The organism is Ruegeria sp. AB10, assembly GCF_056542745.1.
The window spans coordinates 211,664-238,640 of sequence record NZ_JBQGAI010000004.1 but is presented as its reverse complement, the minus strand read 5'-3'; the positions used below and the strand labels follow the sequence as shown (position 1 = coordinate 238,640).

At 60.1% G+C, this 26,977-nt stretch carries 20 protein-coding genes; 9 read left to right on the top strand and 11 right to left on the bottom strand.

Annotated elements, in window-relative coordinates; all coding sequences use genetic code 11:
* Positions 1-27: 27 nt before the first annotated feature.
* Together ACR0NT_RS10595 and ACR0NT_RS10590 are read right to left on the bottom strand one after the other, a co-directional pair.
* On the bottom strand, positions 28-996 hold the full coding sequence (locus tag ACR0NT_RS10595; protein ID WP_170673910.1) for an ABC transporter substrate-binding protein: 969 nt from the start codon (positions 994-996) through the stop codon (positions 28-30).
* Between the two features lie 34 nt (positions 997-1,030).
* A complete protein-coding gene (locus ACR0NT_RS10590) occupies positions 1,031-3,346 on the bottom strand; it encodes an aminomethyltransferase family protein (protein ID WP_170446728.1) in 2,316 nt (771 codons plus the stop codon).
* Positions 3,347-3,388: 42 nt separating this feature from the next.
* Here ACR0NT_RS10590 and ACR0NT_RS10585 point away from each other — a divergent pair, with 42 nt between their 5' ends.
* Positions 3,389-4,474, top strand: coding sequence for a LacI family DNA-binding transcriptional regulator (locus tag ACR0NT_RS10585; RefSeq protein WP_170446730.1), 1,086 nt, complete (start codon positions 3,389-3,391; stop codon positions 4,472-4,474).
* Here ACR0NT_RS10585 and dld read toward each other — a convergent pair.
* The 4 genes from dld to ACR0NT_RS10565 form a co-directional block, all read right to left on the bottom strand.
* Positions 4,471-6,165, bottom strand: coding sequence for a D-lactate dehydrogenase (gene dld, locus ACR0NT_RS10580; protein ID WP_170673913.1), 1,695 nt, complete (start codon positions 6,163-6,165; stop codon positions 4,471-4,473). The two genes, ACR0NT_RS10585 and dld, sit on opposite strands and share 4 nt — an antisense overlap.
* Before the next feature lie 18 nt (positions 6,166-6,183).
* Positions 6,184-7,335: an alpha-hydroxy acid oxidase gene (locus tag ACR0NT_RS10575; RefSeq protein ID WP_170673916.1), complete on the bottom strand. Its 1,152-nt coding sequence runs from the start codon at positions 7,333-7,335 to the stop codon at positions 6,184-6,186.
* A gap of 11 nt (positions 7,336-7,346) precedes the next feature.
* Positions 7,347-9,410 carry a TRAP transporter large permease subunit gene (locus ACR0NT_RS10570; protein ID WP_170673920.1) on the bottom strand — a complete coding sequence of 688 codons (2,064 nt, stop codon included), beginning with the start codon at positions 9,408-9,410 and terminating at the stop codon, positions 7,347-7,349.
* 116 nt (positions 9,411-9,526) lie between these two features.
* The gene (locus ACR0NT_RS10565) at positions 9,527-10,576 is read right to left on the bottom strand and encodes a TRAP transporter substrate-binding protein (RefSeq protein WP_170446738.1); all 1,050 of its coding nucleotides are present in this window, start codon (positions 10,574-10,576) and stop codon (positions 9,527-9,529) included.
* 334 nt (positions 10,577-10,910) lie between these two features.
* Between ACR0NT_RS10565 and ACR0NT_RS10560 the strand changes: the two genes are divergently transcribed.
* Complete coding sequence (locus ACR0NT_RS10560; protein ID WP_170673923.1) at positions 10,911-11,687, top strand: FadR/GntR family transcriptional regulator; 777 nt, start codon at positions 10,911-10,913, stop codon at positions 11,685-11,687.
* Positions 11,688-12,256: 569 nt separating this feature from the next.
* Here the strand turns inward: ACR0NT_RS10560 and ACR0NT_RS10555 are convergent.
* Positions 12,257-13,342, bottom strand: coding sequence for a ParB/RepB/Spo0J family partition protein (locus tag ACR0NT_RS10555; RefSeq protein ID WP_170673926.1), 1,086 nt, complete (start codon positions 13,340-13,342; stop codon positions 12,257-12,259).
* Positions 13,335-14,720 (bottom strand): AAA family ATPase, encoded by a 1,386-nt coding sequence (locus ACR0NT_RS10550; RefSeq protein WP_170446744.1) that lies wholly within the window; start codon positions 14,718-14,720, stop codon positions 13,335-13,337. The genes ACR0NT_RS10555 and ACR0NT_RS10550 overlap by 8 nt, the downstream gene beginning before the upstream one ends.
* A 581-nt stretch (positions 14,721-15,301) precedes the next feature.
* Between ACR0NT_RS10550 and ACR0NT_RS10545 the strand changes: the two genes are divergently transcribed.
* Positions 15,302-16,561: a replication initiation protein gene (locus ACR0NT_RS10545; RefSeq protein WP_170446746.1), complete on the top strand. Its 1,260-nt coding sequence runs from the start codon at positions 15,302-15,304 to the stop codon at positions 16,559-16,561.
* A 38-nt stretch (positions 16,562-16,599) separates the two neighbouring features.
* Here the strand turns inward: ACR0NT_RS10545 and ACR0NT_RS10540 are convergent, their stop codons facing one another.
* Positions 16,600-18,906 carry a Tex family protein gene (locus tag ACR0NT_RS10540; protein WP_170673929.1) on the bottom strand — a complete coding sequence of 769 codons (2,307 nt, stop codon included), beginning with the start codon at positions 18,904-18,906 and terminating at the stop codon, positions 16,600-16,602.
* A gap of 200 nt (positions 18,907-19,106) precedes the next feature.
* On the opposite strand from ACR0NT_RS10540, the gene ACR0NT_RS10535 reads away from it, so the two are divergent.
* Genes ACR0NT_RS10535 through ACR0NT_RS10525 form a run of 3 tightly spaced genes read left to right on the top strand, consistent with a single transcriptional unit; the run spans position 19,107 to position 21,554 of the window.
* Positions 19,107-19,673 (top strand): RNA polymerase sigma factor, encoded by a 567-nt coding sequence (locus ACR0NT_RS10535; RefSeq protein ID WP_480443037.1) that lies wholly within the window; start codon positions 19,107-19,109, stop codon positions 19,671-19,673.
* Positions 19,670-20,416: a hypothetical protein gene (locus ACR0NT_RS10530; RefSeq protein WP_170673931.1), complete on the top strand. Its 747-nt coding sequence runs from the start codon at positions 19,670-19,672 to the stop codon at positions 20,414-20,416. The genes ACR0NT_RS10535 and ACR0NT_RS10530 overlap by 4 nt, the downstream gene beginning before the upstream one ends.
* A gap of 58 nt (positions 20,417-20,474) precedes the next feature.
* A complete protein-coding gene (locus tag ACR0NT_RS10525) occupies positions 20,475-21,554 on the top strand; it encodes a helix-turn-helix domain-containing protein (RefSeq protein WP_170673934.1) in 1,080 nt (359 codons plus the stop codon).
* Here the strand turns inward: ACR0NT_RS10525 and ACR0NT_RS10520 are convergent.
* Positions 21,527-22,417, bottom strand: coding sequence for a LysR family transcriptional regulator (locus ACR0NT_RS10520; RefSeq protein ID WP_170673937.1), 891 nt, complete (start codon positions 22,415-22,417; stop codon positions 21,527-21,529). The genes ACR0NT_RS10525 and ACR0NT_RS10520 overlap by 28 nt on opposite strands.
* A 103-nt stretch (positions 22,418-22,520) precedes the next feature.
* Here ACR0NT_RS10520 and ACR0NT_RS10515 point away from each other — a divergent pair, with 103 nt between their 5' ends.
* The 3 genes from ACR0NT_RS10515 (at position 22,521) to fcl (ending at position 25,713) form a co-directional block, all read left to right on the top strand.
* Positions 22,521-23,405, top strand: coding sequence for a phytanoyl-CoA dioxygenase family protein (locus tag ACR0NT_RS10515; RefSeq protein WP_170673941.1), 885 nt, complete (start codon positions 22,521-22,523; stop codon positions 23,403-23,405).
* Between the two features lie 195 nt (positions 23,406-23,600).
* Complete coding sequence (gene gmd / locus ACR0NT_RS10510) at positions 23,601-24,725, top strand: GDP-mannose 4,6-dehydratase (protein ID WP_170446760.1); 1,125 nt, start codon at positions 23,601-23,603, stop codon at positions 24,723-24,725.
* A 10-nt stretch (positions 24,726-24,735) separates the two neighbouring features.
* Positions 24,736-25,713 (top strand): GDP-L-fucose synthase, encoded by a 978-nt coding sequence (fcl, locus tag ACR0NT_RS10505; RefSeq protein ID WP_170446762.1) that lies wholly within the window; start codon positions 24,736-24,738, stop codon positions 25,711-25,713.
* A 31-nt stretch (positions 25,714-25,744) separates the two neighbouring features.
* Here fcl and ACR0NT_RS10500 read toward each other — a convergent pair whose 3' ends face one another.
* Entirely contained in the window at positions 25,745-26,821 is a 1,077-nt protein-coding gene (locus tag ACR0NT_RS10500; RefSeq protein ID WP_170673943.1) for a DUF2793 domain-containing protein, read from the bottom strand.
* Between the last annotated feature and the right edge of the window lie 156 nt (positions 26,822-26,977).

Sequence of the window (26,977 nt, the reverse complement as noted above, 5' to 3'; positions counted from 1 at the left end):
ACCCCCGAGACCCCGGGGGCGCTGGTGTCAGTTGGTGGTCAGGCCAAGCCAACCATCCACGGTCTCACCATTGGCGGCGATCCATTCCGCAACGACCTCGTCGGTGTCGCGCCCCTTGACCACGACCTCATAGGTCAGGCCGCTTAACTGCCCGGCGTCCATGTTGATATTGGCCAGGAAAGAGGCCGCCGCCGGGTTGCGCTGCTCCAGCGACCTGGAATGCGCCACGGTCACAGTCTTCACCGGCTCGCCGGTGCTGACATGGGATTTGTTGTACCAGTCGGCATCCTGATCGGGCTGCACCATCTTGTAGGTGGCCGCGTCATGCTCGGGCTCTTCCAGGATGGTCACGTCGTACAGCGCATGGACGTAATGCGGCGCATAGCAGTAGAAGGCCGCGCCTTTCTGCTGGTCGATCTGATCCTTCAACCGCGAATAGAACACGGTTTCGTCTTCGGTGGTCGGCGTCAGGAAGGTTTCGATCCCATAGTCGCGCACCCGCACCTTGAACGTGTTGGTCGAGGCCCAACCCGAGGCCCCAACCCAGACCTCGCCCATGCCGTCACCATCGGAATCGAACAGCTCTTGCGCCATCGGGGTGGCCAGATCGTAGATCGAGCGGATGTTGTGATCCTCGACCATGTAATTCGGCACACAGATCCCGGCCCGGCCCTCATAGCTGCCCGAAGACAAGGCGACGGTGCCTTTCTGGTCGACATATTCATCGGTGAAAGAGGATTGGTTCGGCAGCCAGACATCCGGATGCACGTCAATGTCACCACGACCGCCGTCCATGGCGGCAAAGATCACCGCATTGGCACCGGGGGCATAGCCCACCTCGCCGCCCAAACGGGTTTCGATGACCTGACCGATCACCCGGCTCATGATCTTGGCGCCGGGCCAGCTGGGCTCACCGACCATGACTCTATCCTGTGCCATCGCCCCTGTCGCGCCCAAGGCCAATGCCAGAGTTGCGGTAAGTGTCAGTTTCTTCATGTTAAATCTCCCGTTGGGTTGAGGTTCATGCGCGTCAGGCGCGCGCCCGCTTGCGATGCGGGTCTATGAATGGAATGTCCGTGACGGTGGCCCCCAGCCGCTTCATCCGCCCATCGAGCTGGCCGATCTCAAGCCGGGTGCCGTTTTCCGCATGTTCGACCGACAGCCGCGCCATGGCGACGGCGTGTTCCAGCATGGGTGAGCGGGTGGCTGATGTGACCACACCCACTTGCCGCTCACCGGCAAAAACCGGGGCAGCATGGGCCGGCACATCATCGCAGCCGATCAGTAACCCCTTGAGCATTCGGCGCGGGTCGCGTGTATTGCGTTCCAGCGCAGCTTTGCCGGTAAAATCGGATTTCGTCAGATCAACGGCAAAGCCAAGCCCGGCCTCGAAGGCATCGACGCCCGGCGCGAATTCGGCGTTCGCTGCGGCCAGCCCGGCCTCGATCCGGATGATGTCCAGCGCGGCCGAGCCCATCGGGGTGATCCCGAATTCCTCACCCGCCGCCATAACCGCATCCCAGATCGCGACGGCATCGGATTTGGCGCAGAAAACCTCATACCCCAGTTCTCCGGTGTACCCGGAGCGCGACAGCATGAACGGCGCGCCTTCGCGATCGCGCAGGCGGGCCACGGTCACGCCGAACCATTTCAGGTGGTCCAACGCGGGCACATGCGGTTGCGTAAAGGCGATCTTGCGCAGCAGGTCGCGCGACTTTGGCCCCTGAATGGCCAGATTCGGCATCGCGCCGCGCAACGCATGGACCCGAACTTGCAGGCCGCGTTCGTCGGCCAGCGCCTGCAACACGCGACCGCTTTCCTCGGACCCGCAACACCAGCGGAAAATCTCGGGCGCGAGGCGGAACAAGGTGCCATCGTCGATGACCGAACCGCTCTCGTCACAGATCAGCGTATAAGACCCGCGCCAGACCGGCAGTTTCGCGACGTTGCGCGTGGTGGCTTGTTGCAACAGCGCTTCGGCATCCGGACCGATGATGTCGAATTTGCGCAGACCGCTCATGTCCTGCACGGTTACGGCTTGACGGCAGGCCCAGTATTCGCCCAGCGTGCCATGTGCCGGATAGCTGACGGGTGCCCACAGATCCCGCGCCGGGGCAAAGTGTTGGGTCAGCGGGGCCAGACGGTCGTGAAAGGCGGATTCCTGACTAATAGACATCGGGGCATCTTCCTTTTCACGATAGGCAACCGCGCGGCGGATCGGCGTTTCGGGGCGATAGATGCGCACATGCACATCCGTCGGGTTCCAGCCATTGATCGGATCGATGTCATCAGGACAGGCGGTCGAGACGCAAACCAGATCCGTTAACGCGCGCATGGCGACGTAGTCTCCGGGGCGCGAGTGGGATTCTTCGGTCAGGATGTGGTGGGTCGCCGGGTCGATCCAGGTGTTCCAGAAAAAGTTGATCGCAGGCCATGCCGCCCGCCGCGCCACGCCATAAGGCGCCAATGCGTTCGACATGTTGTCGGAACAATTCAGATGACCGGGAAAACCCCGATCCTCGTACCCGCGTGCGGTGCAGGCCAGACCAAACGTGTCATGCCGCCCGCAAGTATCCTGCACGACGTTCAGCAGGGGCCGCATCTCACGGTCGAAGAACTTGTCCAGCAAACCGGGGCCGGGATAGGCGCGGCGCACCATCGACCGGGTCGCGGTCGAGTCGATCATCCGCTCAACGCCTTGGTCCAAACCATCGGACCGCAACGCCATGAAATCGGAGCATTGCTGCCCTTCGACATCGATGATCTGGACGAATTCCCCTTCCTTGAGCTCATAGGCGAGGGCACTGCCCCGCGGCACGGTGAATTCGTCCCTCGTATCACCCAGCAGAGGCGGTAGATGCGGACCGCTCGAGACCGCAGGTTTGTGCCGGACAAAGGCGCAGCCGGTATTTGCGCCCTCGACCAAAGCCGCAACCGGCACGGGCCGGATTGCCCAGACAGTTATCTTTTGGTCCGCGCGCAGGATCAGCGGATCGGTGATCTGACCCAGCCGATGACCAGAGACCGGCAGCCTGCCGCCCTGCGCCTGGGTCCAGCCGACGAAGCGGGCGCTGTCGAATTCGGCGCAGTCGATCTGTGTGTTTGCCTCCAACCCCAAAGCTTTCGGCCTGGCCTGTCCGTCCTCGGTGAACACCACGAGGTCCAAGGACTGACCCAGCCCCTCCAGCGACAGCAAGTCCCCCGGCACCAACGCCAACCTGACCGCCTCACGCGGGGCCAGCTTGTGGGTCCGCGTACCCGAGGCCTTTGGGAACCCCGGAAACCGGCGTCCGGGGCCGTCAAACCCGGTATTCGTAAACGCATGTAAGACCGAAGATCCCAGCATGGTGTGTCAGATTCTCGCTAATGTAACTAGTTACAGAGGTTGATGAAACTAGTTACATATGTCAACTCTTTCCTCAGAGACCCTGAAAAACGGACGCAAAACCCGGTGACGCAAAAAGCCCCCGAGCCAAAAAAACGCGCAAATCTCAGAGATGTAGCAAAAACTGCGGGCGTATCGGTCGCCACGGTGTCGCGGGTCCTGAATGAGCCCGGCGTGGTCAAGAAGGACACGCTGGAAAAGGTTCAGGCCGCAATTGCCCGGCTGAAATTCGTTCCCAGCGCCGCTGCGCGGGCGATCAATTCCGGGCGAACCCGGTTTGTTGGTGCCTTAGTGCCCACTCTGGACAACGCGATCTTTGCCCGCTTCCTTGCAGCGCTCGAACGCACCCTGTCCGCGCACGATCTGTCCCTTGTTGTGGCCACAACTGACTCGGACCCGGATATCGAGGCCGAAAAAGCGAAAAGTCTGGTGGATATCGGGGCCGAAGGTCTGATCATCACGGGTGCCGCACACAGCACCGCGCTTCATGACCTGATCGAGCGGACAATGCTGCCAACGATCATCACCTCTTTCTATGATGCAGAAAACCCGCTGCCGACCATCGGATACGACAACGCGGGCGCAGCGCGACTTGCCTTGCAGCATCTGATAGATCTGCGCCATCAGCGCATTGCGGTTGTGCATGGCCCGACCCATGACAACGACCGGACCCGCGCGCGTTTGTCCGGTTTGCGCGCCTTGCCCATGACCGCAGAGCTGACAGCTTTCGAGACCGATATCAGCCATCAGGGCGGTGCGGACGCCGCCAGACAGATTTGCGCCCTGCCCCAAAAGCCGGACGCCATTCTTTGCCTGTCGGACGTGGTTGCGCTGGGTGTCCTGTTCGGGCTTCAGGCCGAGGGCATTTCCGTGCCTGATGACGTTTCGTTGGTTGGCATCGACGATCTGCCCAGTTCCGCCGTTGCAGTGCCCCCGATTACAACGGTGCATCTGCCCGTAACCCAAATGGGCGAGAAAGCCGCCATTGCCCTGGCGCGCTGGATCTCGGAGCAGAAGCGACCCGGCGCGGAACGGCTTGAGGCGCGGCTGGTCGAACGGCAATCGGTCAGCCGGCGCAAAACCGGCTAGGCGGCACTGTCCTCGCCGTAATTGCGCACCTTGGACATCTTGCCAATACCGGGGTTGAACGAGTTGGTCGGGTCGCAGCATTTGTAATGCGCCGCCAGATCGGGCTTGGCTTTGTAGAGATGCCCGACATTGTGCTCGGCCGGGTATTCGGCACCGCGCTGATCGAACAGGTCCAGCATCGCCGCTTTCAGCGCCTTGGGATCGGCCCCTTTTTTGACCACATAGTCCTGATGCATCACGTGGCACATGAAGTGACCGTAATACAGCTTGTGAACCAGTTGATTCTCGATCTCGGGCGGCAGTTTCTCAAGCCAGTCCTGATCGTTGCGGCGCAGCGCGACGTCGAGCGCGATGATGTCTTCGACCTCATTCGCGTGGATCGCCATGTAACGCACGGCGGCTCCGGCGGCGGCAAAGCGGTGCAGACCGGCGATTTTCGCCTCACGCGCGGTGCATTCGAAGAAATCCGCATCGCGGTCTTTCAGAAATTCGGGCAGCCAGTCACTGGCCTCGGCAATACCGTCATCCTTCATTTTCAGGATCAGGTGATGTTCATAGCGATCGCGGAAATCGACCATCCGTTTCGGCAGAACCCGCGGCCAGACCGAGACCGCCGCCTGCATGAACCGGTCGGTGAAGTTGCGCAGGAACGGAATGCGCCGCAGCCGCGCATCGACTGCGCCCTTCATGGCAAAGAACATCGGCAGCCGGTCGGTGCCCAGCTTGTCGATCATGACAACCGTGTCTTTGCCGTAACGTTCGGTGATGTCGAACACCTCGCGCTGCATGTATTCGGCAGAGACCGGCAAGGATTTGAAATCAGACAGGATATGACGGCGCAGCGCGGCCAGATCATCCGCGCTGTTGCTGCCGATGTAAAAAACCTTCTCGGCCGCATTCTTGGGGAAGGTATCAAGCCGTACGGCAAAGACCGCCATCTTGCCAGCAGACCCGGCGGATTCGAACAGCTTGGCCTTGTCCGCATTGAATCGCGCCGGAGTTTCGGCGTCTACGTCCCGCACGATCTGCGCGTAATCACTGGCCGAGGCGCGTTTGTTCGTTGCCCCCGGATTACGCTCGAACGTGCCTGCATCCAGGCTGGCCAGGATTTCCTCGGGCGTGTTGCCCAGATCAATGCCCAGATGGTTGACCAGTTCCAGCTCACCTGCCTCGGTGATCTGCGCATAGACCGACAGTTCGGTATAGACCGGGCCGCGTTCAACCAGCGATCCGCCCGAATTGTTGCAGACGCCACCGACAATCGAGGCCCCGATACACGAAGATCCGATCACCGAATGCGGCTCACGCCCCAGCGGGGCCAACATCTTTTCCAGCGCGAACAGAGTGGCGCCGGGAAAGCTGACGATCTGCTCGCCATTGTTCAACGGTACCAGAGCGTCCATCCGACGCGTATTGATCAGCACCACATCGCGGTCATAGCTGCCCGAAGGGGTCGAGCCTTCGGTCAGGCCGGTATTGGCGGCCTGCATGATGACGATCTTGTCCGCCGCAACACAGGCCTGCAGCACTTTCCACTGTTCCAGCAAGGTACCGGGCTGAATGACACACAGCGCCTCACCCTCGCCCGAACGAAACCCGCGACGAAACCGCTCCGTCGCGCGTTCTCCGGTCAAGACATGGCGCGGCCCAACGATGGAACGGAAATGTTTGATCAGCTCATCATTGGTCATGGCAGCCCCCGTTGTGGTTTATGCAGCGCGAAACCGGATGCTCTCGCGGCTCAGCTGGTCGACGCTGGTGACGCCCATCAGTTTCATGTCACGCTCGATCTCGGCCCGCATCAGACCCAGAGCACGTTCGACACCCGCCTGCCCTGCGGCGGCCAACGGATACAGATAGTGCCGTCCGACACCGACCGCCTTGGCCCCCAGCGACAGGGCTTTCAGCACATGGGTGCCACGCTGGATGCCGCTGTCCATCATCACGTCCAGCTTGTCGCCCACCGCATCCACGATCTCGGACAGTTGGTCGAAAGGCGTGCGCGAGCCGTCCAGCTGACGGCCGCCATGGTTCGACAGGATGATGCCGGTGCAGCCGATCTCGGCCGCGCGCTTGGCATCCTCGACGGTCATGATGCCCTTGAGGCAGAACTGACCGTCCCAGTCACGCACCATCTGCGCCACGTCATCCCAGTTCATCGACGGGTCCAGCATGTCTGTGAAGTACCCACCGATCGAGCTGGCACCACCGCCCATATCCACATGCTCTTCCAGTTGCGGCAGGCGGAATTTCTCGTGGGTGACATAGTTGATCCCCCACATCGGCTTGATTGCGAACTGGATCATGCCGCCCAGCGTCAGGCGAAACGGGATCGAGAAGCCGGTGCGCAGGTCGCGTTCGCGGTTGCCGCCGGTGATGCTGTCGACGGTCAGCATCATCACCTCGACGCCCGCCTCTTTGGCGCGTTGCATCATGGCCGCGTTCAGACCACGGTCCTTGTGGAAATAGAACTGATAGACCTGCGGGTTCTTGTGTTTCTTGCGCAACTCTTCCAGCGACACGGTGCCCAGCGAGGACACGCCGAACATGGTGCCGTATTTCTCGGCCGCTGCCGCCACGGCGCGTTCGCCCTGATGGTGGAACAGGCGCTGCAGCGCGGTGGGTGAGCAATAGATCGGCATGTCCAGCTTTTGCCCCATCACGGTAACGGACATGTCCACGTCCTTCACCCCGCGCAGCACCGACGGCAACAGGTCGCAGCGGTCGAACGAATGGGTGTTTTCCCGATAGGTCACCTCATCATCCGCGCCACCGTCGATGTAGTTGAAGATCGGCCCCGGCAGCCGCTGTTTGGCCAGCCGCCGGAAGTCGTGGAAGTTATGACATTGGTTCAGACGCATGGTGCAGCTCCTTAGTAAGCGACCGAGGGCAGCCAGGTGGCGAGGGTCGGCCAAAGGAAGACCAGCGCCAGACCGGTCAGCTGCAGTAGCACGAAGGGGATGATGCCCTTGTAGATGTGCGTCAGCTTGATCTCGGGCGGGCAGACGCCTTTCAGGTAGAACAGCGCAAAGCCAACCGGCGGGGTCAGGAAGCTGGTTTGCAGCGTCACCGCAACCAGGATCACGAACCAGACCAGCGCGGGTTCGTCCAGAACACCAAAGCCCGGAATGTCGATGCCCAGCCCGTTCACGATCGGGCGCATCAGGGGCAGCACGATCAGCGTGATCTCGATCCAGTCCAGCACGAAGCCCAGCAGGAAGACGATGAACAGGATGAACAGGATGGTGCCATTGGCCCCAAACCCGGTGGACTGCACCACATGTTCGATCAGCTCATCCCCGCCCAACTCACGCAGGACATATGAGAACACGGTCGCGCCAAGGAAGATCGCGAAGATGTAAGCGGTGGTGTTGAAGGTCGAGACCAGCACATTCCACAGCTTTTTGAAGGTCAGCTTGCGATAGCCCAGGGCCAGCAGCGTAGCACCCAAGGCACCGATGCCCGAGGCCTCGGTCGGAGTGGTCAGACCGGCAAAGATCGAGCCCAACACGGCCAGGATCAGCATCAGCGTCGGGATAACCGCGATCAGCACATCCTTGACGGCGGCCCAGTCGGGGGCCTTGGCGCCTTCGGGCACAGGGGCCGCGTCGCGTTTCACCAACGCAAGGATGAAGATGTAGGTCAGGTAAAGCCCGCCGATGATCACACCGGGAAAGACCGCAGCCATGAACAGGTCGCCCACCGACAGGGCCATCTGGTCGGCCATGATCACCAGCATGATCGACGGCGGGATCAGGATGCCCAGCGTACCCGACGCGGAAACCACGCCGGCAGCCAGCGTCGGCTGGTATTTCTGCTGCATCATCGAGGGCAGCGACAGCACGCCCAGCAGCACCACGGATGCTCCGATGATACCGGTCGAGGCGGCCAGAATGATCCCGATCAGGGTCACGGTGATCGCCAGACCCCCGCGCACGGTGCCGAACAGGCGCTGCATCGAGGACATCAGACGCTCGGCCACACCGGATTCGTCCAGCATCAGGCCCATGAAGATGAACATCGGCAGGGCCACCAGAACCGCGTTGGACATGGTCGCATAGACCCGGTTCACCACCGCACCAAGGGTCAGGTAATCCAGCCCGGTCAGGGTGCCTTCCAAGCCTGTCCACAGCATCAGGTCATTGTCGAACAGATAGGCCAGGCCACAGAAGGCCACGCCGACACCGGCCAGAACCCAGGCCACCGGATACCCGGTGAACAGCAGCGCGATGAAGGTCAGGAACATCGCGATGACCAGCTTTTCCTCGGTCGTTTCGACCAGGAAAGTCAGGCCGACGCAGACGGCGGCGAACACGGCCAGCACCAGCAGGATCCGGCGCAGCGGCGCGCCTTCGCGCTCGGTCTCGGGTCCGTACAGCAACGCATGCCCGTCATGGATCAGCCGCGCCAAAGCAGCCAGTGCCAACAGGACAAAGCTGAGCGGAATGACCGCCTTGAATGCCCAGCGTGCAGGCAGACCGGTCGGGCTGTCCGACCGTTCGTTGACGCGGAAGCTTTCATAGAAATAGTCGTATCCCTGATCGATCATCAGATAGATGAACGGGGTCAGCAGGGTCAGAATGCCGATCACCTCGATGACCCGCTGCGCGCGGCGTGACAGTTGCATATGCAGCACGTCGACGCGCACATGGCTGTCCGTGATCAAGGCATAAGAGATACCGATCATCGTGACGATGCCGTAGAAATGCCACTGGATCTCATCCAGTTTGGGATAGTTCTGGCTGAACAGGTAACGCAGCGAGACCTGAGCGAAAATCGCCCCCATCAGCAACACGTTTGCCCACATGACCACATGGCCGACGGCCTTTACGCCCGAGTCGATGGCGACGGCAATTTTCTGACGGTCTGTCTCGGGGTGCTCCAGGATGCCCTCATAGGCTTCGACCGGATCGTTGAAGTTTTTTTGGCTGGCCATGGTCATTCCTCTCTCAGCAGCCCGGCGTGCGGGCAGTGATTGGTTAGAAATTCCGAGAATAAAGGAAAAGGGTCGGAGCGGCGGTTACAGCCGCCCCGACGATGTCAGTTGGGAGGTTACTGACGAGGGAGGAAAGCGTTCGTTTTCCAAAGGTCGTAGCCGTCACGGAACTCGTTCATGTCGGCCAGAACCTGTGCAAAGAAGGCGTCGTTGGCTGCTTCTTCAGCGGCAACCTCTTCCCAGGTTGCACGGAACGTATCCAGCATTTCAGGCGACCACTGCTTGATGGTGACACCGTTGTTTTCAACGTTGTCGATCAGAGCGGCGTGCTGAATGGCTTCGCCTTCGGCAAAGCTGTCCGCCATCGACGCCTTGCAGGCGTTTTCGATGATTGCCTTGTGCTGATCGCTGGCTTCGTTCCAGACGTCCTTGTTGATCATCAGTTCAAATACGGTCGCCTGCTGGTGCCAGCCCGGGAAGTAGTTGAACTTGACCAGCTTGTGGAAGCCCAGACGCGCGTCGATGGCAGGCATCGAGAACTCGGTCGCGTCGATGGCGCCTTTTTCCAGCGCGGGGAAGATTTCACCGCCCGGCAGCAGCGAGGTCGCAACGCCCAGTTTCTGCATGACTTTGCCACCCAGACCGAAGAAGCGCATCTTCAGACCGTTCAGGTCTTCAGGCGAGTTGATCTCGGTTGCGAACCAGCCCGAGGTTTCGGGGGCGATGATGGCGCAAGGCAGGACGTGAACGTTATAGCCCGCCTGATCATACATCTCCTGATACAGTTTCAGACCGTTGCCATAGTACATCCACGCCATGTATTCGCCCGCCTCAGGGCCGAACGGGACAGCCGAGAACAGCGGCGCGGCCGGGATTTTACCTGCCCAGTAACCGGCGGTGGTGTAGCCCGAGTTGATCTTGCCGGTGGAAACGGCATCCAGAATCTCGAAAGGCGGAACCAGTTTGCCCGGCTCGTAGACTTTCATCTTCAGTGTGCCGCCGGACATCAGGTCCAGCTGCTCGGCCACACGCGGGATCGGCGAGCCAAGGCCCGGCAGCTCGGTCGAGAATGCGATCGGGGTTTTCAGCAGCAGCTTGTCAGCGGCGACCGCAGGTGCGGCCATCAGGCTGGCGGCCACGGCGAGGCTCGTCAGGGTCTTTTTCATGAAATCTCCTCCAGGTTGGTCAGGGCATCTACCCCAATCAGTGGCGCAGGCTCTTCCAGCGCCTCTCCGGTGGTAAACTAACTTTACCAGTATCAACCAGTCAACAAGTTTGTTAACCACTGGCCTCGTCAACTCATTCACTCATCCACATCTGAATTGCGTCATTCGACGCGTTTCAATGCGGCAAGAATTCATGATTCTCGTAATTTCCATTCAATTACATAAGGCTACGCCCTTAATTGCTGCACTCCACGATCGCTTGAATTTTTAACTGACATGGTTATATTTGTTTACCAGTAAGTCTAAGTCTGACATCTAGCGGAGGTACAACGCCATGAGGCCCACGGCGATTTTTGAACCGGTCGGACACGAATCGCTGGCCGAGGCCGTCATCGCCCAGATCGAGGACCTGATCGCATCCGGCATCCTGAAACAGGGCCGCAAACTGCCCTCGGAACGGGATCTTGCCGAAATGCTGCGGGTGTCACGCCCCAAGCTGCGCGAAGCGCTGGCGGCTCTGGAAGAACGCGGCCTTGTCACCACTCAACATGGCGAGGGTACGTTTGTCGCCGCCCTGACCGGTCAGGCGATGATGCCTGCACTGTTGGCGCTTTATGAACGGCACGAGCCTGCCTTTTTCGATTATCTGGAATACCGGCGCGAACAGGAGAGCTTTGCCGCCCGTCTTGCCGCCCGGCGCGCGACCAAGGCCGACAAGGAACGGATCGCGGAAATCCTGACCGAAAATGAACGGGCTTGGCAGGAGAACGACACCAAGGCCGCGCAGGAGGCCGATTTCGCGCTGCACACGGCAATTGTGGATGCCAGTCAGAATGCGACTTTGATCCACATGATGGCCTCGATCTACGAACTCACACGCAAGGGCGTATTCTACAATCGCGATTTCCTGAAAACGATTGACGGCACCGGCGAACAGCTTCTGGCTCAGCATATGGAACTGGGGAAGGCAGTGATCGACGGGGATGAGCCGCGCGCCGCAAAAGCCGCAGTTGATCACATCGATTTCGTCGAAGAGTCCTTCAGGCTGGGAATCGAACGCGACCGCCGCGAAACCATGGCTGAAAAACGCCGGATGTTGTCAGAGCATTGACAGTCACACGGCTGGCAATGTCATCACCCCTGCGGTCATAGGCAAAGCTCAGCCGCAAATTCTGATGGTTCATCTTGTGCCTGATCGCGCTGACGCCAATGGTGTCCACAATGCCACCGCCGGGCAACATGCCAATGATCCCGCCCGCCCTGAGCGTGTCATAGTCAGACCATCCGGCTGACAGCATGGCTGCGAATTCCCAAGCGCCGGTGCAATTGGTCAGCGACGCACCCATGTTGGGTAGTTTCGGAAAGTTTTTTGCGTGGAGTATTATTCCTATGCACATCGTGTGAATGGGTAAATTTGGGTCGACCTTCGTGGCTTTCAGTCTTTCGTTGCCCAGATTCAGCCAGCGCTTGGCGTTAAACTGAAAGCCAAGGAAATAGTCTCCCAAGTATTGAAGGCTCCAAGAAGGCTTGCGACACATTTCCGTCTTACAGTTTCACCCACTCATAATCAGTATCCGCAGTGACCAGCTATGTTGCGTATAGTCGCCGTTATGCGCAAAAAATGATCATTATGCACATCACCACCCATATCACCGCCGCGCTAGGTGCTTTGGTCCAAGCTCAGGTTTCGCTGCGAAACTCTCCGAGGTATTCAGCAAGCTGCCCGACGATCACCTCTGCGTCTTCGGCAGAGACATCTTTCCCGCGAATGCGAATGCGCAGTTCTCCGGCAGAAACCTCGGCTACAATATCGCCCCCCCCAGACAGTGCGACAGGTGAAAGCCGCTGAACCTGCTGTGGCCGCCCCCCACGCGCTTTGTCTTTCGGAGGGGCAGGCGATGTCTTCAGAGCAGCCTCCAGCAAAGCCCATTCCGATTTCGGGTCCAGTTCCCCTACCCCGGCCAATGCCTGCCGCAGTTTGCCCTGCGCACCGTCCCGCAACGCCGAGGCCAGTTTCAAGCCAGACTTCTCAGACAGGGCAACGGGATGTTGCAGCAGATCGCCCAACGCCTCATGCACCATCGCAAAGCTGCGAACCTTGGACCGTTTGGCCTTGGACGCCGCCGCGAACAGAACGTCGACGGCGGCCTCGGTCGACGCGAACACCCCCTGCCCCGCAGCCAGCACCGCGATGCGACCGCGTTCATAGGGGCTGAGATTCGACCTGAGTTCGTTTTCCTCGACCATCGAGACATAGGCACCCTGACCGGAGCCCGCCTCGCGAATGAAAGCGGGGATATCCGCAAACCGCGGATCCGTTCCCGCAAGGCGCCGAAAGGCGTTCAGACGCCTGAATCCCGAGATCAACCCGTAGCCGTCTCCGTCCCGTGTCACCTCGATCGGGGTACGCAGGCCATGGACGCGCAGCGATTCCAACAGTTCGGACATGGCCTCTTCGTCTTCGACCATACGGTCGCGGCGAATGAAATCCGCATTGATCTGATCCAGCGGCAACCGCTCTGCAACCAATCCCGCATCCTGTGCGTCGCGCCACCGGGCGGCATCCCCCTGGTCCTGCGCCAGTGCAAGCCGATCCGTGACAGCGGTCATGCCATTCAAAGTCGCAGCTTCTGCCGCGACCTGAGCAATCGGAGGCGTCGCCGACTTGGTTTCAAACGGGCTGATTGAGGGTTTCGCCGCGAAACCGGCCTCGAGCTGTTCCAGTTCCGCGGTATCCGGAGCGGTCAATCTTCTGCGTTTAGCCATCTGCTTCTCCTCCCATCTGAGCGTCGCGCCACCAGCAGCCGATCAGAACCTGCTTGAATTCGGCGTAGGTGCGGTCAAATGTTTCCCGGCCCCTGACGTATGTATCCCGGTTGAAATCCCTGTAGTCGGCTTCATAGATGCCGTTGACCTGTTCACCGGCCTGCCCGACCAGCGCGGTGTAGTCCTGCCGGTAAGCGTTCATGAAATCGCCGAAATAGGCCTGAATGACGTTGGCCATATCCGTCTGCTGGCTGGCGTCGAACCGGGTGATGATCGCCCTTACGACGTCCCATTCGAATTTGAGCTCGGGCAGGCCCGCGGCTCGCTGGGCCGCGTTCTCACCGTCTTCAATGCTTGCAAAGGTGGTGTAGAGCATGTCGAAGAACCGACCCGTCGAGTCAAATTCAAGAAATGACGCACCCAGGGGAACCAACAGAATATCCGCCGCCGCCAGCGCATTGATCGTTAGGTACCCAAGTGCAGGAGGCGTATCGAGGAATACGATGTCATAATCATTCAGAACGCCCTCGTCGTGCAGGAAATTGGTCAATCCGTCCCACAGCGGCCAGCTTCGCAAGCCCATGCGCCAGACTGGAATCTGAAATTCGGCCCAATACAGGTTCAGCTGGGCGCCAATCAGATCGATATTTGGCCAGTGCGTTTTCTGGATAACATCTCGGGGCAGGGTGTTCAGTGCTTCTTGCAGTGTTTCATCCAGCGGAATCTCTGGCTGACCTGCCGCAGTCCGAACCCGGTTCTCTTCCTGCACGGCCCTTGCATAATCCTTGGCAATCAGGGGGAATACCGTTTTCCATTCGTCGGCAACATCCCCCCCCAAGATGGAAGTCATCGATCCTTGACTGTCCAGATCTACGACCAGCACTTTGTACCCGTCCAATGCGGCCGACATGGCCAGATGCGCGGCAGTCGACGTTTTGCCAACACCGCCTTTGAAATTGGCAACTGCCACAACTTTTGCCGGCAATCCTTCCGGTCGGTACGGCAAATACTCCTTGGTGCTGACGCCTTCGGCAGCAAAGTATTTTCTGAGTGCGAGCACTTCTTCGAGCGTGAACCATTTCGAACCGGCCTCGCCCTCACCTTGGGGCAGGTCCGGGTTGGCCTTTAACACCCGGCGCAGATGGGCCGGAGCCACCGGGATAAGGTATTTGGTGATCTCCCAAATCGAGAAACGGCGAAGTCGTTTCTCTCCATCCGGAGCATATCCGCGACGAGCCAGATCTTCGCGCCCCTTGGCACAGAATGTAGCCGCTTTTGCGAATCGAGAGGTGCCGATAGGATCGGGCAGCTTTCCCGCTGCAAGCTCGGGGTCCAAATTCAAATAGGGCGGCAGGGGAGGTTGGGTAGATTTATTCACTGTCGATGCCTCAGATAATGTTCGCCTTAGCGGCGTATATTACCCAACATAGCGAACATCTGGCGTTGAAGCTATCCTTTGAAAGAAGGTTTTCCGCAGAATTCGGTATTAGCTTTGGGTTTCGCCACGAAACTAAAAGAAAAATGAACACCCAGCCCAACAAAGAGTTTATTATTTTTAGAAGTTTTAGAATCTTTGCGCCGCGAAAGTCTAAATAAAACAATACGTAAGCTTGGCTTGGGCACCTGAATACGGTACCAAAGGAACCCGATTCCGGTACCAAAGGAACCCGTACACAGGATGAAGGGTTCCGGCTTTCGGGAAGAAGGGAGCCGATTCGCAGGGCTTTGAATTTTCAGCGAGTTTAGACCCTAAATCCGGACCTACTGTTGGCGCGAGCTCGGCGGCAGAGTCCATTTGAGGCCCATGTACGTATCAATTTTGTGGATAACTCGGGCAAATTTCGCATGAGGTACCCGGATACGGGATTCGGGTCTTCCTGTATTTGGGTACCCAAATTGATTTGATCCGCAGGTACTTTTCATGTCACAAATACGGAAAATGAGCAGTCAGGCAGAATCATGCCGGATACCCAACTGGATATGGATCAGCTCTCGGGTGCTTTGCGCCGGGAGACGGTCAAGAAAAACGTCGCCGCGATTCACATCAGCGGCAAGCTCACGTTGTTGCAGCGTAAGCTGTCCAACGTTCTGTTGCTGAACGCCTATGACGCACTGACCTCTGCGCCGACGCACACGATCGATGCACGAACCCTTGCGATGATGGTTGGGTACAACTCGAATGACTTCGACACGTTGCGCGCGAGCCTGCGGGCGTTGGCCGAAACCGTCGCAGAATGGGACATGCTGGACGAACAGGGGCGACAGGAATGGGGCGTGTCTTCGCTGCTCAGTTTTGCCAAGCTGAAGAACGGAATTTGCGAATATGCCTATTCTCCGGCTCTGGCGCAGAAATTGTACGATCCTAAAATCTATGCCCTGATCAACGTCCAGATTCAAAGGAACTTCAGTTCGGGCCATGGCCTGGCGCTTTATGAGAATTGCTATCGTTTCGTACGAACCGGCTCGACCGGGTGGTGGGCGCTGGATGTGTTCCGCAAGCTCATGGGGGTGGATGGCAGCGACTATTACAGCAGCTTCAAGCACCTCAATGCGAAGATCATCAAGCCGGCCGTTGCCGAGGTGAACAAAAGCTCGGACATTCTGATCGAACCCGAGTTTCAGAAAAAGGGCCGCACCGTCACCGATATCCGGTTTCTGATCAAGGGGAACCCGCAAAAGGCGATGTTCGAAATCGACGACAGCGATGGCGTCCGCAATCTGCAGGTCTACAAGACGCTGCGCAAACAGGGGGTGTCGGATCGGCTTGCACGTCAATGGATCGCTGAACACGGAGAAGACTACGTGCAGCAAAAGCTCGACTATGTCAGCGGGCAGGGCGACGTGAAGTCCACGGTCGGATATCTATCTGCGGCTTTACGCGACGATTATCAGCCGTCGGAAAAGGAAGCACCGGCTGAGCCCAGTCCCGAGGCCGTCGAAGCCGCGCGTGTGCGAGAGGCCGAGAAGGCACTGGAAGATCAGGCCTATGCCGCGCGCTCAGCGGAACGAGCCGAGCGGTCGCGCAAGCTATCCATCGTCGAAGAGCTGGTTTCGCGGCGAAACCCGACTCAGAGGGATGCGGACAAACGGCTGTTTCTGGCTGGGCTCGACAACGATTTGGACCGGGAACATTTCCGCGCTCATGGCTGGCGTTCGGGTTTGAACGCCAACGCTATCTTTGATTTCTGGGAAGAACTTGAGCCCGACGCATTTACCTAAGCGTCGGAAAAAGAGGCTGCTCACAGCCCCTCAGAACTTCAATGGTCCTTCATCGCCGACTTGAGCGCATCCGCAAGCGCGCTGTTATGCGCATTACTGTCAGATTTTGCGCGTTGTGATCCTTTGGCTTTTGATGAGTAGGAGCTCTTTTTGGGCCCGCGACTGGCCCGATCTTCGCGTGCCGAAGTACCGCCGTCTTTGCGCATCGTCAGGCCGATCCGTTTGCGAGGGACGTCCACGTCCACCACAGTGACTTTGACCACCTGTCCGGTCTTGACCACCTCGTGCGGATCCTTGACGAACCTGTCGGCCAGTTGGCTGACATGCACCAGCCCGTCCTGATGCACGCCGATATCCACAAAAGCACCAAAGGCGGCGACATTGGTGACGGTGCCTTCCAGCACCATACCCGGTTTCAGATCGGTGATCTCTTCGACGCCATCAGTGAACGAGGCGGTGACAAAACTCGGTCTTGGATCCCGGCCGGGCTTTTCCAATTCGGAAAAGATATCCCGTATGGTCGGCAGGCCGAACGTGTCGTTGACGAATTGCTCGGCCCGCAATCCTTTCAAAGCGCCGTCATGGCCCATGATCTGACGGATATCGCGCCCACAGGCGGAAACGACCCGACGCGCCACGTCATAAGCTTCGGGGTGAACCGAAGACGCGTCCAAGGGTTCCGAGCCGTCGCGTATGCGCAAAAAGCCGGCACATTGCTCATAAGCGCGGGGGCCAAGGCGGGCCACTTTCAGCAACTCCTTGCGCGATTGAAACGCGCCGTTCACGTCGCGGTGCAGCACAATCGCTTCGGCCAGCCCGGGTCCGAGGCCCGAGACGTGAGAGAGCAGGGGGGCAGAAGCCGTGTTCAGATCGACGCCCACTGCGTTCACCACGTCCTCGATCACCGAGGCGAGGGATTGCGACAGGCGGTGCTGGTCCACGTCATGCTGGTACTGACCGACGCCGATTGACTTTGGTTCGATTTTGACCAACTCGGCCAGCGGGTCCTGCAATCGTCGGGCGATGGACACGGCGCCGCGCAGCGACACGTCGAGGTCGGGAAATTCGCGCGCGGCCAGTTCCGAGGCGGAATAGACCGACGCACCGGCTTCGGACACAACCACCTTGGTCGGGGCCTTGGCGGTTTTAGGCAGCAGCTTCAACGCGTCGGCCACCATCTTCTCGGTTTCGCGGCTGGCGGTGCCGTTGCCGATGGCGATCAGTTCGATCTTGTGGGTGGCAATCAGATTCAGAACAGCCGCCTGCGCGCCGCGCAGATCGTTTTTCGGTTGAAACGGGTAGAGCGTATCCGTCGCGACCACCTTGCCCGTGGCATCTACCACAGCTGCTTTGACGCCGGTACGGATACCGGGGTCCAGACCCAGTGTCGGCCGCGCTCCGGCTGGTGCGGCAAATAGCAAGTCTTTGAGATTGCGAGAGAAAACCTGAATGGCCTCGTCCTGAGCCCGGCTGCGCAGGTCCGCCATCAGTTCAACCATCATCGACAGGGACAATTTCACCCGCCAGGTCCATCCGGCCACTTTGCGCAGCCACACATCGGCGGGGCCTTCGCCGCGCGTATGCAGATGGGCGGCGACGATGGCTTCAGCCCGCGCGGCACCCGCTTCGGGTTCCGGCGCGATATCCAGCGTAACGATCCCTTCCTTCGAGGCCCGCAGCATCGCCAGCGCGCGGTGCGACGGAGTTTTGGCCCAGAGCTCTGTGTGGCCGAAATAGTCGCTGAACTTGGCGCCTTCCTGTTCCTTGCCGTCAATCACTTTCGAGGTCAGCAGCGCCTCGCGTTGCATGAAATCGCGCAGCTCGCCCAGCAAGGCGGCGTTTTCCGTCAGCCGTTCCGTGATGATGTCCCGTGCGCCGTTCAGCGCGTCTTTTGTGGTCGGCACCGCCTCGGTCACATAGCCCTGCGCCAAAGCTTCGGGATCAGAGGACCGGTCGTCCAGAATGGCATCGGCCAGCGGCTCCAGCCCGTTTTCTCGTGCAATCATTGCCTTGGTGCGGCGCTTGGGTTTGTAAGGCAGATAAATGTCTTCCAGCTGCGCCTTGGTCTCGGCCTGCGCGATGGATTTGGCCAGATCGTCGGTCAGTTTACCCTGATCCTTGATCGAACCCAGAATGGTCTCGCGCCGGGCCTCAAGCTCTCGCAGATAGGTCAGGCGGTCGGACAGGGTGCGCAGTTGGGTATCGTCCAACCCGCCGGTCACCTCTTTGCGGTACCGGGCGACGAAGGGGACGGTGGCCCCTTCATCCAGCAGTTTCACCGCGGCGCCAACCTGTTCGGGGCGGGCGCTGATCTCGGTGGCGATGGTGCGGGCAATGCGGTCCAAGGGGGCCTCCTGAAAATGTCTGGACGAACTTCTTAGCCAGCCGCATCCCCAAGGGGAAGGGGGATCGGACCTGTTCGGCAAAGCCCTGCGGATCATCGCACCGGGATTTTGCGGCTTTGACATATCGGCTCGGATCAGACGTTTCATTTCTTTCTTCCTCGGGCTATGTCAATTCTGAGCCTTCGGACCCCGGTCCGTGAATGACAGATACACAGGTCGCGAATTATTCGATGGGTGGTGAAACAAGCTCGGAACAGGCCGTGCGCGGCGCGATCCAGATGCACTCGAAACGTGTCTGGCGGTTCGGGCTGGCGCTGTCCGGTGCGTCGGACGTGGCCGACGACCTGTTGCAATCCACCTGTCTGCGCGCGCTGGAACGCCATCATCAGGTGACATCCTATGAGCGGCTGGACAGTTGGCTGATCACAATCTGCCGCTCGATCTGGCTGAACGAGGTGCGGGCGCGCTCGGTCCGCAAGGCACAGGCGCTGTCGGTCACGCCCGAAGCGGAGCTGATTGCCGCCGGGCCGGACGCGGAAACGAATATTTTCGCCGCTGAAGTGTTTACTCAAGTGATGCAACTGCCGGAAGCGCAGCGCGAGACGGTCATGCTTGTGTTCGTCGAGGGCTATAGCTACCGCGAGGCCGCCGCGTTGCTGGAGGTGCCGATAGGAACGATCATGAGCCGGCTGTCCAACGCCCGGCAGAAACTGAAAACCGTGATGCAGCATGAGGCGGCAGACGCCGTTCGACGGAGTGGCAAATGAAGTTTTCCGACGAGACGCTGACAGCGTATCTGGAAGGCAAACTGGACGAGGCCGAGGCCCGCGCCATCGAAAGCGCGGTTGAGGCCGACCCCGAGTTGGAACAGCGCCTGATGGCGCTGGACCCGTTTGCGCCTGTGGTGCAGGCGGTGTTCGAGCGTGTCCCTGCCGAAACGCCTTCGGTCGATCTGCCCGAGCACGCGCCTGCTGCGCCCGTTCGGCCTGCGGGCGGTGGGTTGCGATTGTTGGCCGTAGTGGCCTCGGTCGCGGTTGTGGCCGTATCCGCCACCTACTGGTTCACGCGTCCGAAACCTTTGGGCTGGGCCGCGCAGGCGGCGATTTATCAGTCGCTCTATACACCGGACACGATCGCGTCGCTGGACAGCTCGCCCCAGGCGCTGGATGCGCAGTTTGCGATGGCCGAGGAACAGCTGGGGCGGTCGCTGAACCGCGCGGCGCTTGAGGCGCTGCCGGGCGGAGAGCTGAAGCGCGCGCAGATTCTGTCCTTCAAAGGCAAGCCGCTGGTTCAGGTCGTATTTGCCGACGAACAGGGTCAGCCTTTTGCCTTTTGTGTGATCCGGCAGGGCGAAGGCGCGCCGACAAGGGAACTGAAAGAGGCGGTTCTCAGCGGGTTGGCCACGGCGACCTGGGCGCAGGATGGGTATGGATACATGCTGATTGGCGCCAGGGATCAGACCGATCTGGCCGGGCAGCTGGACATCCTGACCACAAGTTTCCCGGGCTGAGCGCGCGGGGTGCAAAAACGCCTTGTGAACCGCGGCAATTCCCCGAAATATACCGGATATGACGACAAAACCTGTCATACCTGATCCGGATGAGGACGCCGATGCGGTTGGTCCTCCCAGTATCTATGACGCGGACCCGCCCGAAGACGAAGATTTGTGGTTTCTGCCGCCCGACGATGAAGAGGCGGCAGAAGATTACCTGATCCCCGGCCCCAAGGCCGACCGTCGCCTGTTGTTCGATCCGCGGGACTGGCGCGCGGCGCAGGCCGAGCTGTCTTATGAACTGGCCGATCTGGCTGCGATCTTCGGTGCGTTGGACGAACGGTTGCGTACGGGGCCGGATGGGTGGACCCATCGGCTGGCCCTGATGGATGTGTCCGATCTGGGCTGGTGGACCGGCGACCGGATCAGTGTGGATCGGCTGGCGCTGTGGACCGGTCTGCGCATCGGTGCAACCGGAGACGACGTTCAGGCGCTGTTCCGCGCCGGATGGGCGGTGCGGCGGCTTACGGCAGGTCCCGGTCCCTCAGAGGGCGGGTGGGAGACTGGCCTGACTGCCTTTCTGGACCGGATGGCACAGGGGTACGAGGACATTCCGGAAACAGTGGCCGATCTGGCCGAAGTGATGCGAAATTCCGCAGGGTTGCACCCGGTCACGCAGGCCGCAATGGCCTTTCACGCCTGGCGCGCGCTGTCGCAGGGCATTGGCCAGGATACCGAGGCCGCAATCATCGCGGCCCGCCATGCGGCCACGATGGGGCGGGGCGGGGCGATGTTCATGCCTTTGGCCCTATCCGGTCCTGGCGCGTTGCGCGGGGCAGGGGAGGTGGACGAAAAGCTCTCGGCCTGGGTTCGGGGGGCAGGGCAGGCGGCGCTGGCCGCGCTGATGCATCTGGACCGGGTCAGCGCCTGGGAGCAGCGCGCGCGCGAGGCCACCAGCGGGCTTAGCGGGCGGACACCACCCCTGTTGATCGATGTTCTGACCGCATGGCCCATGGTTTCGGCGCCGCTGGCCGAAGAACTGACCAAAGCCTCACGCGCGGCGGTGCAGCGCAATATCGACCGTTTCACTCGGCGCGGTTTGATCCGCGAGGTGACGGGGCAGGGGCGTTACCGGGTCTGGACTGCGGCGCTGTAATCCAGCAGCCAATTGCGAAAGGCGCGTGCCGGAGGGCGCAGCGCGGCGCGCGAGGGATAGACCAGATGATAGGCTTCCTGCCCGGCAATCTGAATGTCCGGCAGGCAGGGGACCAGGCCCGACAGGTGCATGATGCGATCCGAAGCAGGCGCACGGGCCAACGCGATGCCACCGCCGCTGGCCGAAAGTTCGGCCGCCATCAGCGAATTGTCGGCAAAGAAAAACCGCGCCTGACCGGCCGGAAGGCGCAGGGTTTCGAACAGGTGCAGCCAGCTTGCGCGATGGGTCGACACCTCGATCAGCGGGAATTGAAACAGGTCCGGCGGGCTTTGGATCTGCGCTGCAATCTCCGGCGGGGCCATCGGGTAAAGCGTTTCATGCAACACCCTGTCGCTTTCAGCCCCATAAAGCGCCGGGTTGCCGAACACGATCTGCAGATCGGTGAACTGGTTGGCGAAATCCGACACCAGATTTCCAGTGGTCAGGGATAGGTTGATCTGAGGATGCGCTGTTTGAAAATCCGGTAAGCCACCGGCAATGACGCCGTGCGCGAACAACAGGACGGACTGCACAAATAACCGTTGTGCCCGGGTTTCGCCAAATAGCCCTGTAGTGGCGGTTTCCAGCATCAGCAGGGATTGTTGGACCGACGGCAGATAGGCCCGTCCCGCCTCGGTCAGGGTCACCGCGTGAGCATGACGTTGAAACAGGGGGGTGCCCAGCCGCGTTTCCAACGCCTTGACCTGCTGGCTGACGGCTGCTGCCGACATGTTCAGCTGAGTGGCCGCGCGGGCAAAGCTTTCGGTGCGGGCCGCGGCCTCGAACACGCGCAACCAGTTGAGAGAGGGGATGCGGGACGACATAAACAAAGGCTAAGCTGAACTTATCCTTACGGGCAAGAGGTTGCGCGCTGGTCTGATTGGTTTGTGCCCTATCCTGCAGCGACACATAGCTATGAGGTAAGCCATGTCGCAAACCGCCCCACAGTCTGAAACCGCGCTGACCGCAGCCCAATCCGCGCAATATTGGGAAGACGGGTTTCTTTTCCCACTGACGGTTTTTTCACCGCAGGAAAGCGCCGAGATACGTGCGGAACTGGAACAACTCGAGCAGGATTGGCTGGCGGCGGATTTGCCCCTGCCGTTGAACACCTACAAGCGCGTAAATGCGCATCTGGTAATCCCGCTGGCGACCAGGATCGCGCTGGACCCCAGAGTTTTGGATGTGGTCGAGGGTGTTTTGGGCCCGGATATCATGGTCTGGTCTGCCGAGTTTTTCATCAAAGAGGCGCATACCGATCACACCGTGGGTATGCATCAGGACCTGACCTATTGGGGCATGGGTGAAACGCCGGATCAGGTCACCGCCTGGATTGCGCTGTCTCCGGCCACGGTCGCAAGCGGCTGCATGGATTTCGTGCAGGGCAGCCACAAGAACCCGATCCTGCCGCATAACGACACCTATTCCGAAACCAACCTGCTGTCGCGCGGGCAGGAGGTTGCCGTTGAGGTGGCAGAGGACGACAAGACCCATATCGAACTGGCACCGGGACAGATGTCCCTGCATCACGGGCTGACCATTCACGGCTCGGGCCCGAACCGGTCCGATGACCGTAGGATCGGCCTCGCCATCCGCTATCTGAACCCCAATGCAAAACAGCTGGTTGCGGATCGTGACTATGCCATGTTGGCGCGTGGGCAGGACGGGCAATCAAACTTTGTGCATGTCGAGCCGCCAAGCCACCTGTTCTCGGATCAGGCGCTGGCCCTTTACGAGCAGGTGCGCCGGGATCAGAGCAAGGCGCTGGCGGATGGGGCCAAAAGCGCGGTTCCGTTATATGGTGCAAGCTGACCACGGCAGACAGCGGTAGCCGCTGACTTCGTCGCTGTTGCAAAACCTCTGTTATCGTTCGATTTCCCTGACCGGCGTGCAGGCAGGAACCTGCCGCCGGTTTTCGCAGCGATTTCCCGCCTTGGGTTGCATTCCGCGACTTCTTGCTGTTTCTGAGGCGTCAAAGATGCACACAGTATTCCGTGGGAAAAAACGATGACAAAAAAGGCGTTGATTACCGGTATTACCGGACAGGACGGGTCCTATCTGGCCGAATTCTTGCTGGAAAAAGGCTATGAAGTTCATGGGATTAAGCGCCGCGCGTCCTCGTTCAACACGCAGCGGATCGACCATATCTATCAGGACCCGCATGTTCCCAACCCGAAACTGCACCTGCATTACGGTGACCTCAGCGACACGTCGAACCTGACGCGAATCATTCAAGAAGTGCAGCCGGACGAGGTTTACAACCTCGGCGCGCAGTCCCATGTGGCGGTCAGTTTTGAATCCCCGGAATATACTGCCGATGTCGATGCCATCGGCACGCTGCGCCTGCTTGAGGCGATCCGGTTCCTCGGGCTTGAGAAGAAAACCCGGTTCTATCAGGCCTCGACCTCGGAGCTGTATGGTCTGGTGCAGGAAATCCCGCAGCGCGAGACGACGCCGTTCCACCCGCGCTCGCCCTATGCGGTGGCCAAGCTGTATTCCTACTGGATCACGGTGAACTACCGTGAGGCTTATGGCATGTATGCCTGCAACGGCATCCTGTTCAACCACGAGAGCCCCCGCCGCGGCGAGACATTCGTGACCCGCAAGATCACCCGTGGTCTGGCAAACATCGCGCAGGGTCTGGAAAACTGCCTGTATATGGGCAACATCGACAGCCTGCGCGATTGGGGCCACGCGAAAGACTATGTGCGGATGCAATGGCTGATGCTGCAACAGGACAACCCCGAAGATTTCGTGATCGCGACCGGCGTTCAGTACTCGGTCCGTCAGTTCATCGAATGGTCGGCGGCGGAACTGGGTGTCACGCTGGAGTTCTCGGGTGAGGGCGTTGATGAGATTGCAACGGTCAAATCGATCGAGGGCGACAACGCACCGGCCCTGAAGCCGGGCGACGTGATCATGCGGATCGATCCGCAATATTTCCGCCCGGCCGAGGTGGAAACGCTGCTGGGTGATCCGTCAAATGCCAAAACCAAGCTGGGTTGGGAACCTGAACTGACTGTTCAGGAAATGTGCGCCGAGATGGTCGTCGAGGACCTCAAGACCGCGAAACGCCATGCGCTGTTGAAAGAGCATGGCTATGAGTTGCCGGTAAGTCTGGAAAACGGCTGAGGAGGGCGCCATGCGCAAGATCTACGTAGCAGGTCACCGCGGCATGGTCGGTGGTGCAATCCTGCGCCGTTTGCAGGATCGCAAGGATGCGGGCGAAGCGCTTGAGCTGGTCACCCGCACGCATGCTGAGCTGGATCTGACGGATCAGGCCGCCGTGCGCGACTTCATGCAGACCGAACGCCCGGACGTCGTGATTCTGGCCGCGGCCAAGGTGGGCGGTATTCACGCCAACAACACCTATCCGGCGGATTTCATCTACGACAACCTGATGATCGAATGTAACGTGATCCATCAGGCCTTTGCCGCCGGGGTGAAGCATCTGCTGCAACTGGGCAGTTCCTGCATCTACCCGCGCGCTGTGCCGCAGCCGATGCGCGAAGATGCGTTGCTGACCGGCGTACTTGAGCCGACCAACGAACCCTATGCGGTGGCCAAGATCGCCGGGATCAAACTGTGCGAAAGCTATAACCGGCAACACGGTGTCGATTACCGCTCGGTCATGCCGACCAACCTCTATGGGCCGGGCGACAATTTCCACCCGGAAAACAGCCATGTGCTGCCTGCCTTGATCCGTCGGTTCCATGAGGCGCAGCGGGATGGGCAAGATGAGGTCGTGATCTGGGGCACCGGCAAACCCCGCCGCGAATTCCTGCATGTGGATGACATGGCCGAGGCCTCGCTGTTCGTGCTCGACCTGCCGCGCGACGTCTACGAGGCAAACACCCAACCGATGCTGAGCCATATCAACGTGGGCTGCGGCGAGGATGTCTCGATCGCGGAACTGGCGGCCTTGGTGGCGAAAACCACGGGATTCACCGGCAAGATCACACAGGATGTCAGCAAACCGGATGGCACCATGCGGAAACTGATGGATGTGTCTCGTCTGGCCGATATGGGTTGGCGCGCGCGTGTTGGTCTGGAAGACGGAATTCGCGAAACCTATGCCTGGTTCCTGGATCAGGCAGACGCGGATTTGCGCGCCAAGTAAAAGCCCGGGCGCGAACCCGGGCAATTCAAGATCAGAACCAGCGGCCAATTGCAGTGGCCGTTGGTGCCAGCGCCGTCGCATCGCTTACGGTGGACAGAACCTTGAACCCCACCTGAGCGTCAGTCGGCGCATCAAACCCCATGAACCGGGTGGCAGCGCCTCCGCTGCCGGACACCGCAACGGTTGAGCCTGCTGCGAAAGACACCGGGAAATCCCAGACCGCTGCGCCGCTTGCGAACAAGGCACCTTCTGCATTCGTGCAACCTGTGGCCGCCAGAGAGACGGTGCAAATCTGGGTGCCATCGGCAAAGCGCACATAATCACCGTTTGCGTTCGACCCGCGTTCGATGACGGCCCCGGTCGGAGTGCCGCCGTTCTGCGCCGCGACACCCAGCAGGTTGCCTGGGCCATAGCCATAATCCGCCCGCATCAGGCGACCGGCGGTAATGTCATCGGCGCTGGTCTGAATCGCCGCACCGCTGGCGGCTCCGGTCGTGGGGTCGAAGCTCAGCGCGTCAGTCCAGGTGCTGCCATCGGGCGAGACTTTGATCGCAAAGCTGGTATTGCCCGACAGACCCATCTCGGCGTGTCCGGTCCAGTTGGATTGAAACAGCAACGAGGCAGTGTCGCCCGCATTGGCCTTGTTGATCTTCAACTGGTGCCCGCCGCCGTCATGGCTGAGAAGCGTTGCCGGAGACCGCACCGAAAGGCGGTTCGTGCTGTCATAACTTGTGGCGATCCCCATGCCGTTCAGGTTTTGTGTCGCGACCGGAGGGTCAATCCAAGCAGCACCATCCCAGATTTTCGTTTGCCCGGCGCTTTCGTCCCAGGCACGCCAGCCCGTGCCGGGCGTGACGAAATGCCAGGCATTGTCCAGCCACGCGGCCAGCTTTCCGGCCTGCCCAGTCCAATCCCCCGTGGGGGCTGCGCCCAATGCGTGCACCTCTCCTTGATCCGGAACGGCGGGCGGAGTCGAGGCATTTGTCGTGGCCACGCTCAGTTGCGTGATCAGGTCCAACTGCCGCAACGCCTCGTTATGAGTGACGTGTTTCTGAGCCTGCGACGGTTGCAGAAAAGGCAGGTTAAATCGGGGAGAGTTCTGTGACACGGGCGTCCTCCTGAGGCTGTCGGTCAGACAATTGCATTGCGCGCCACATTGCCGTGCTGTGCATGAATCCCGTCTGACCGGGCCGGACGCCCGAAGAACGTTTTGCTAATCTTTGAGGGCACAAAAAAGCCGGGGCGCTGAGTGCCCCGGCCAAAA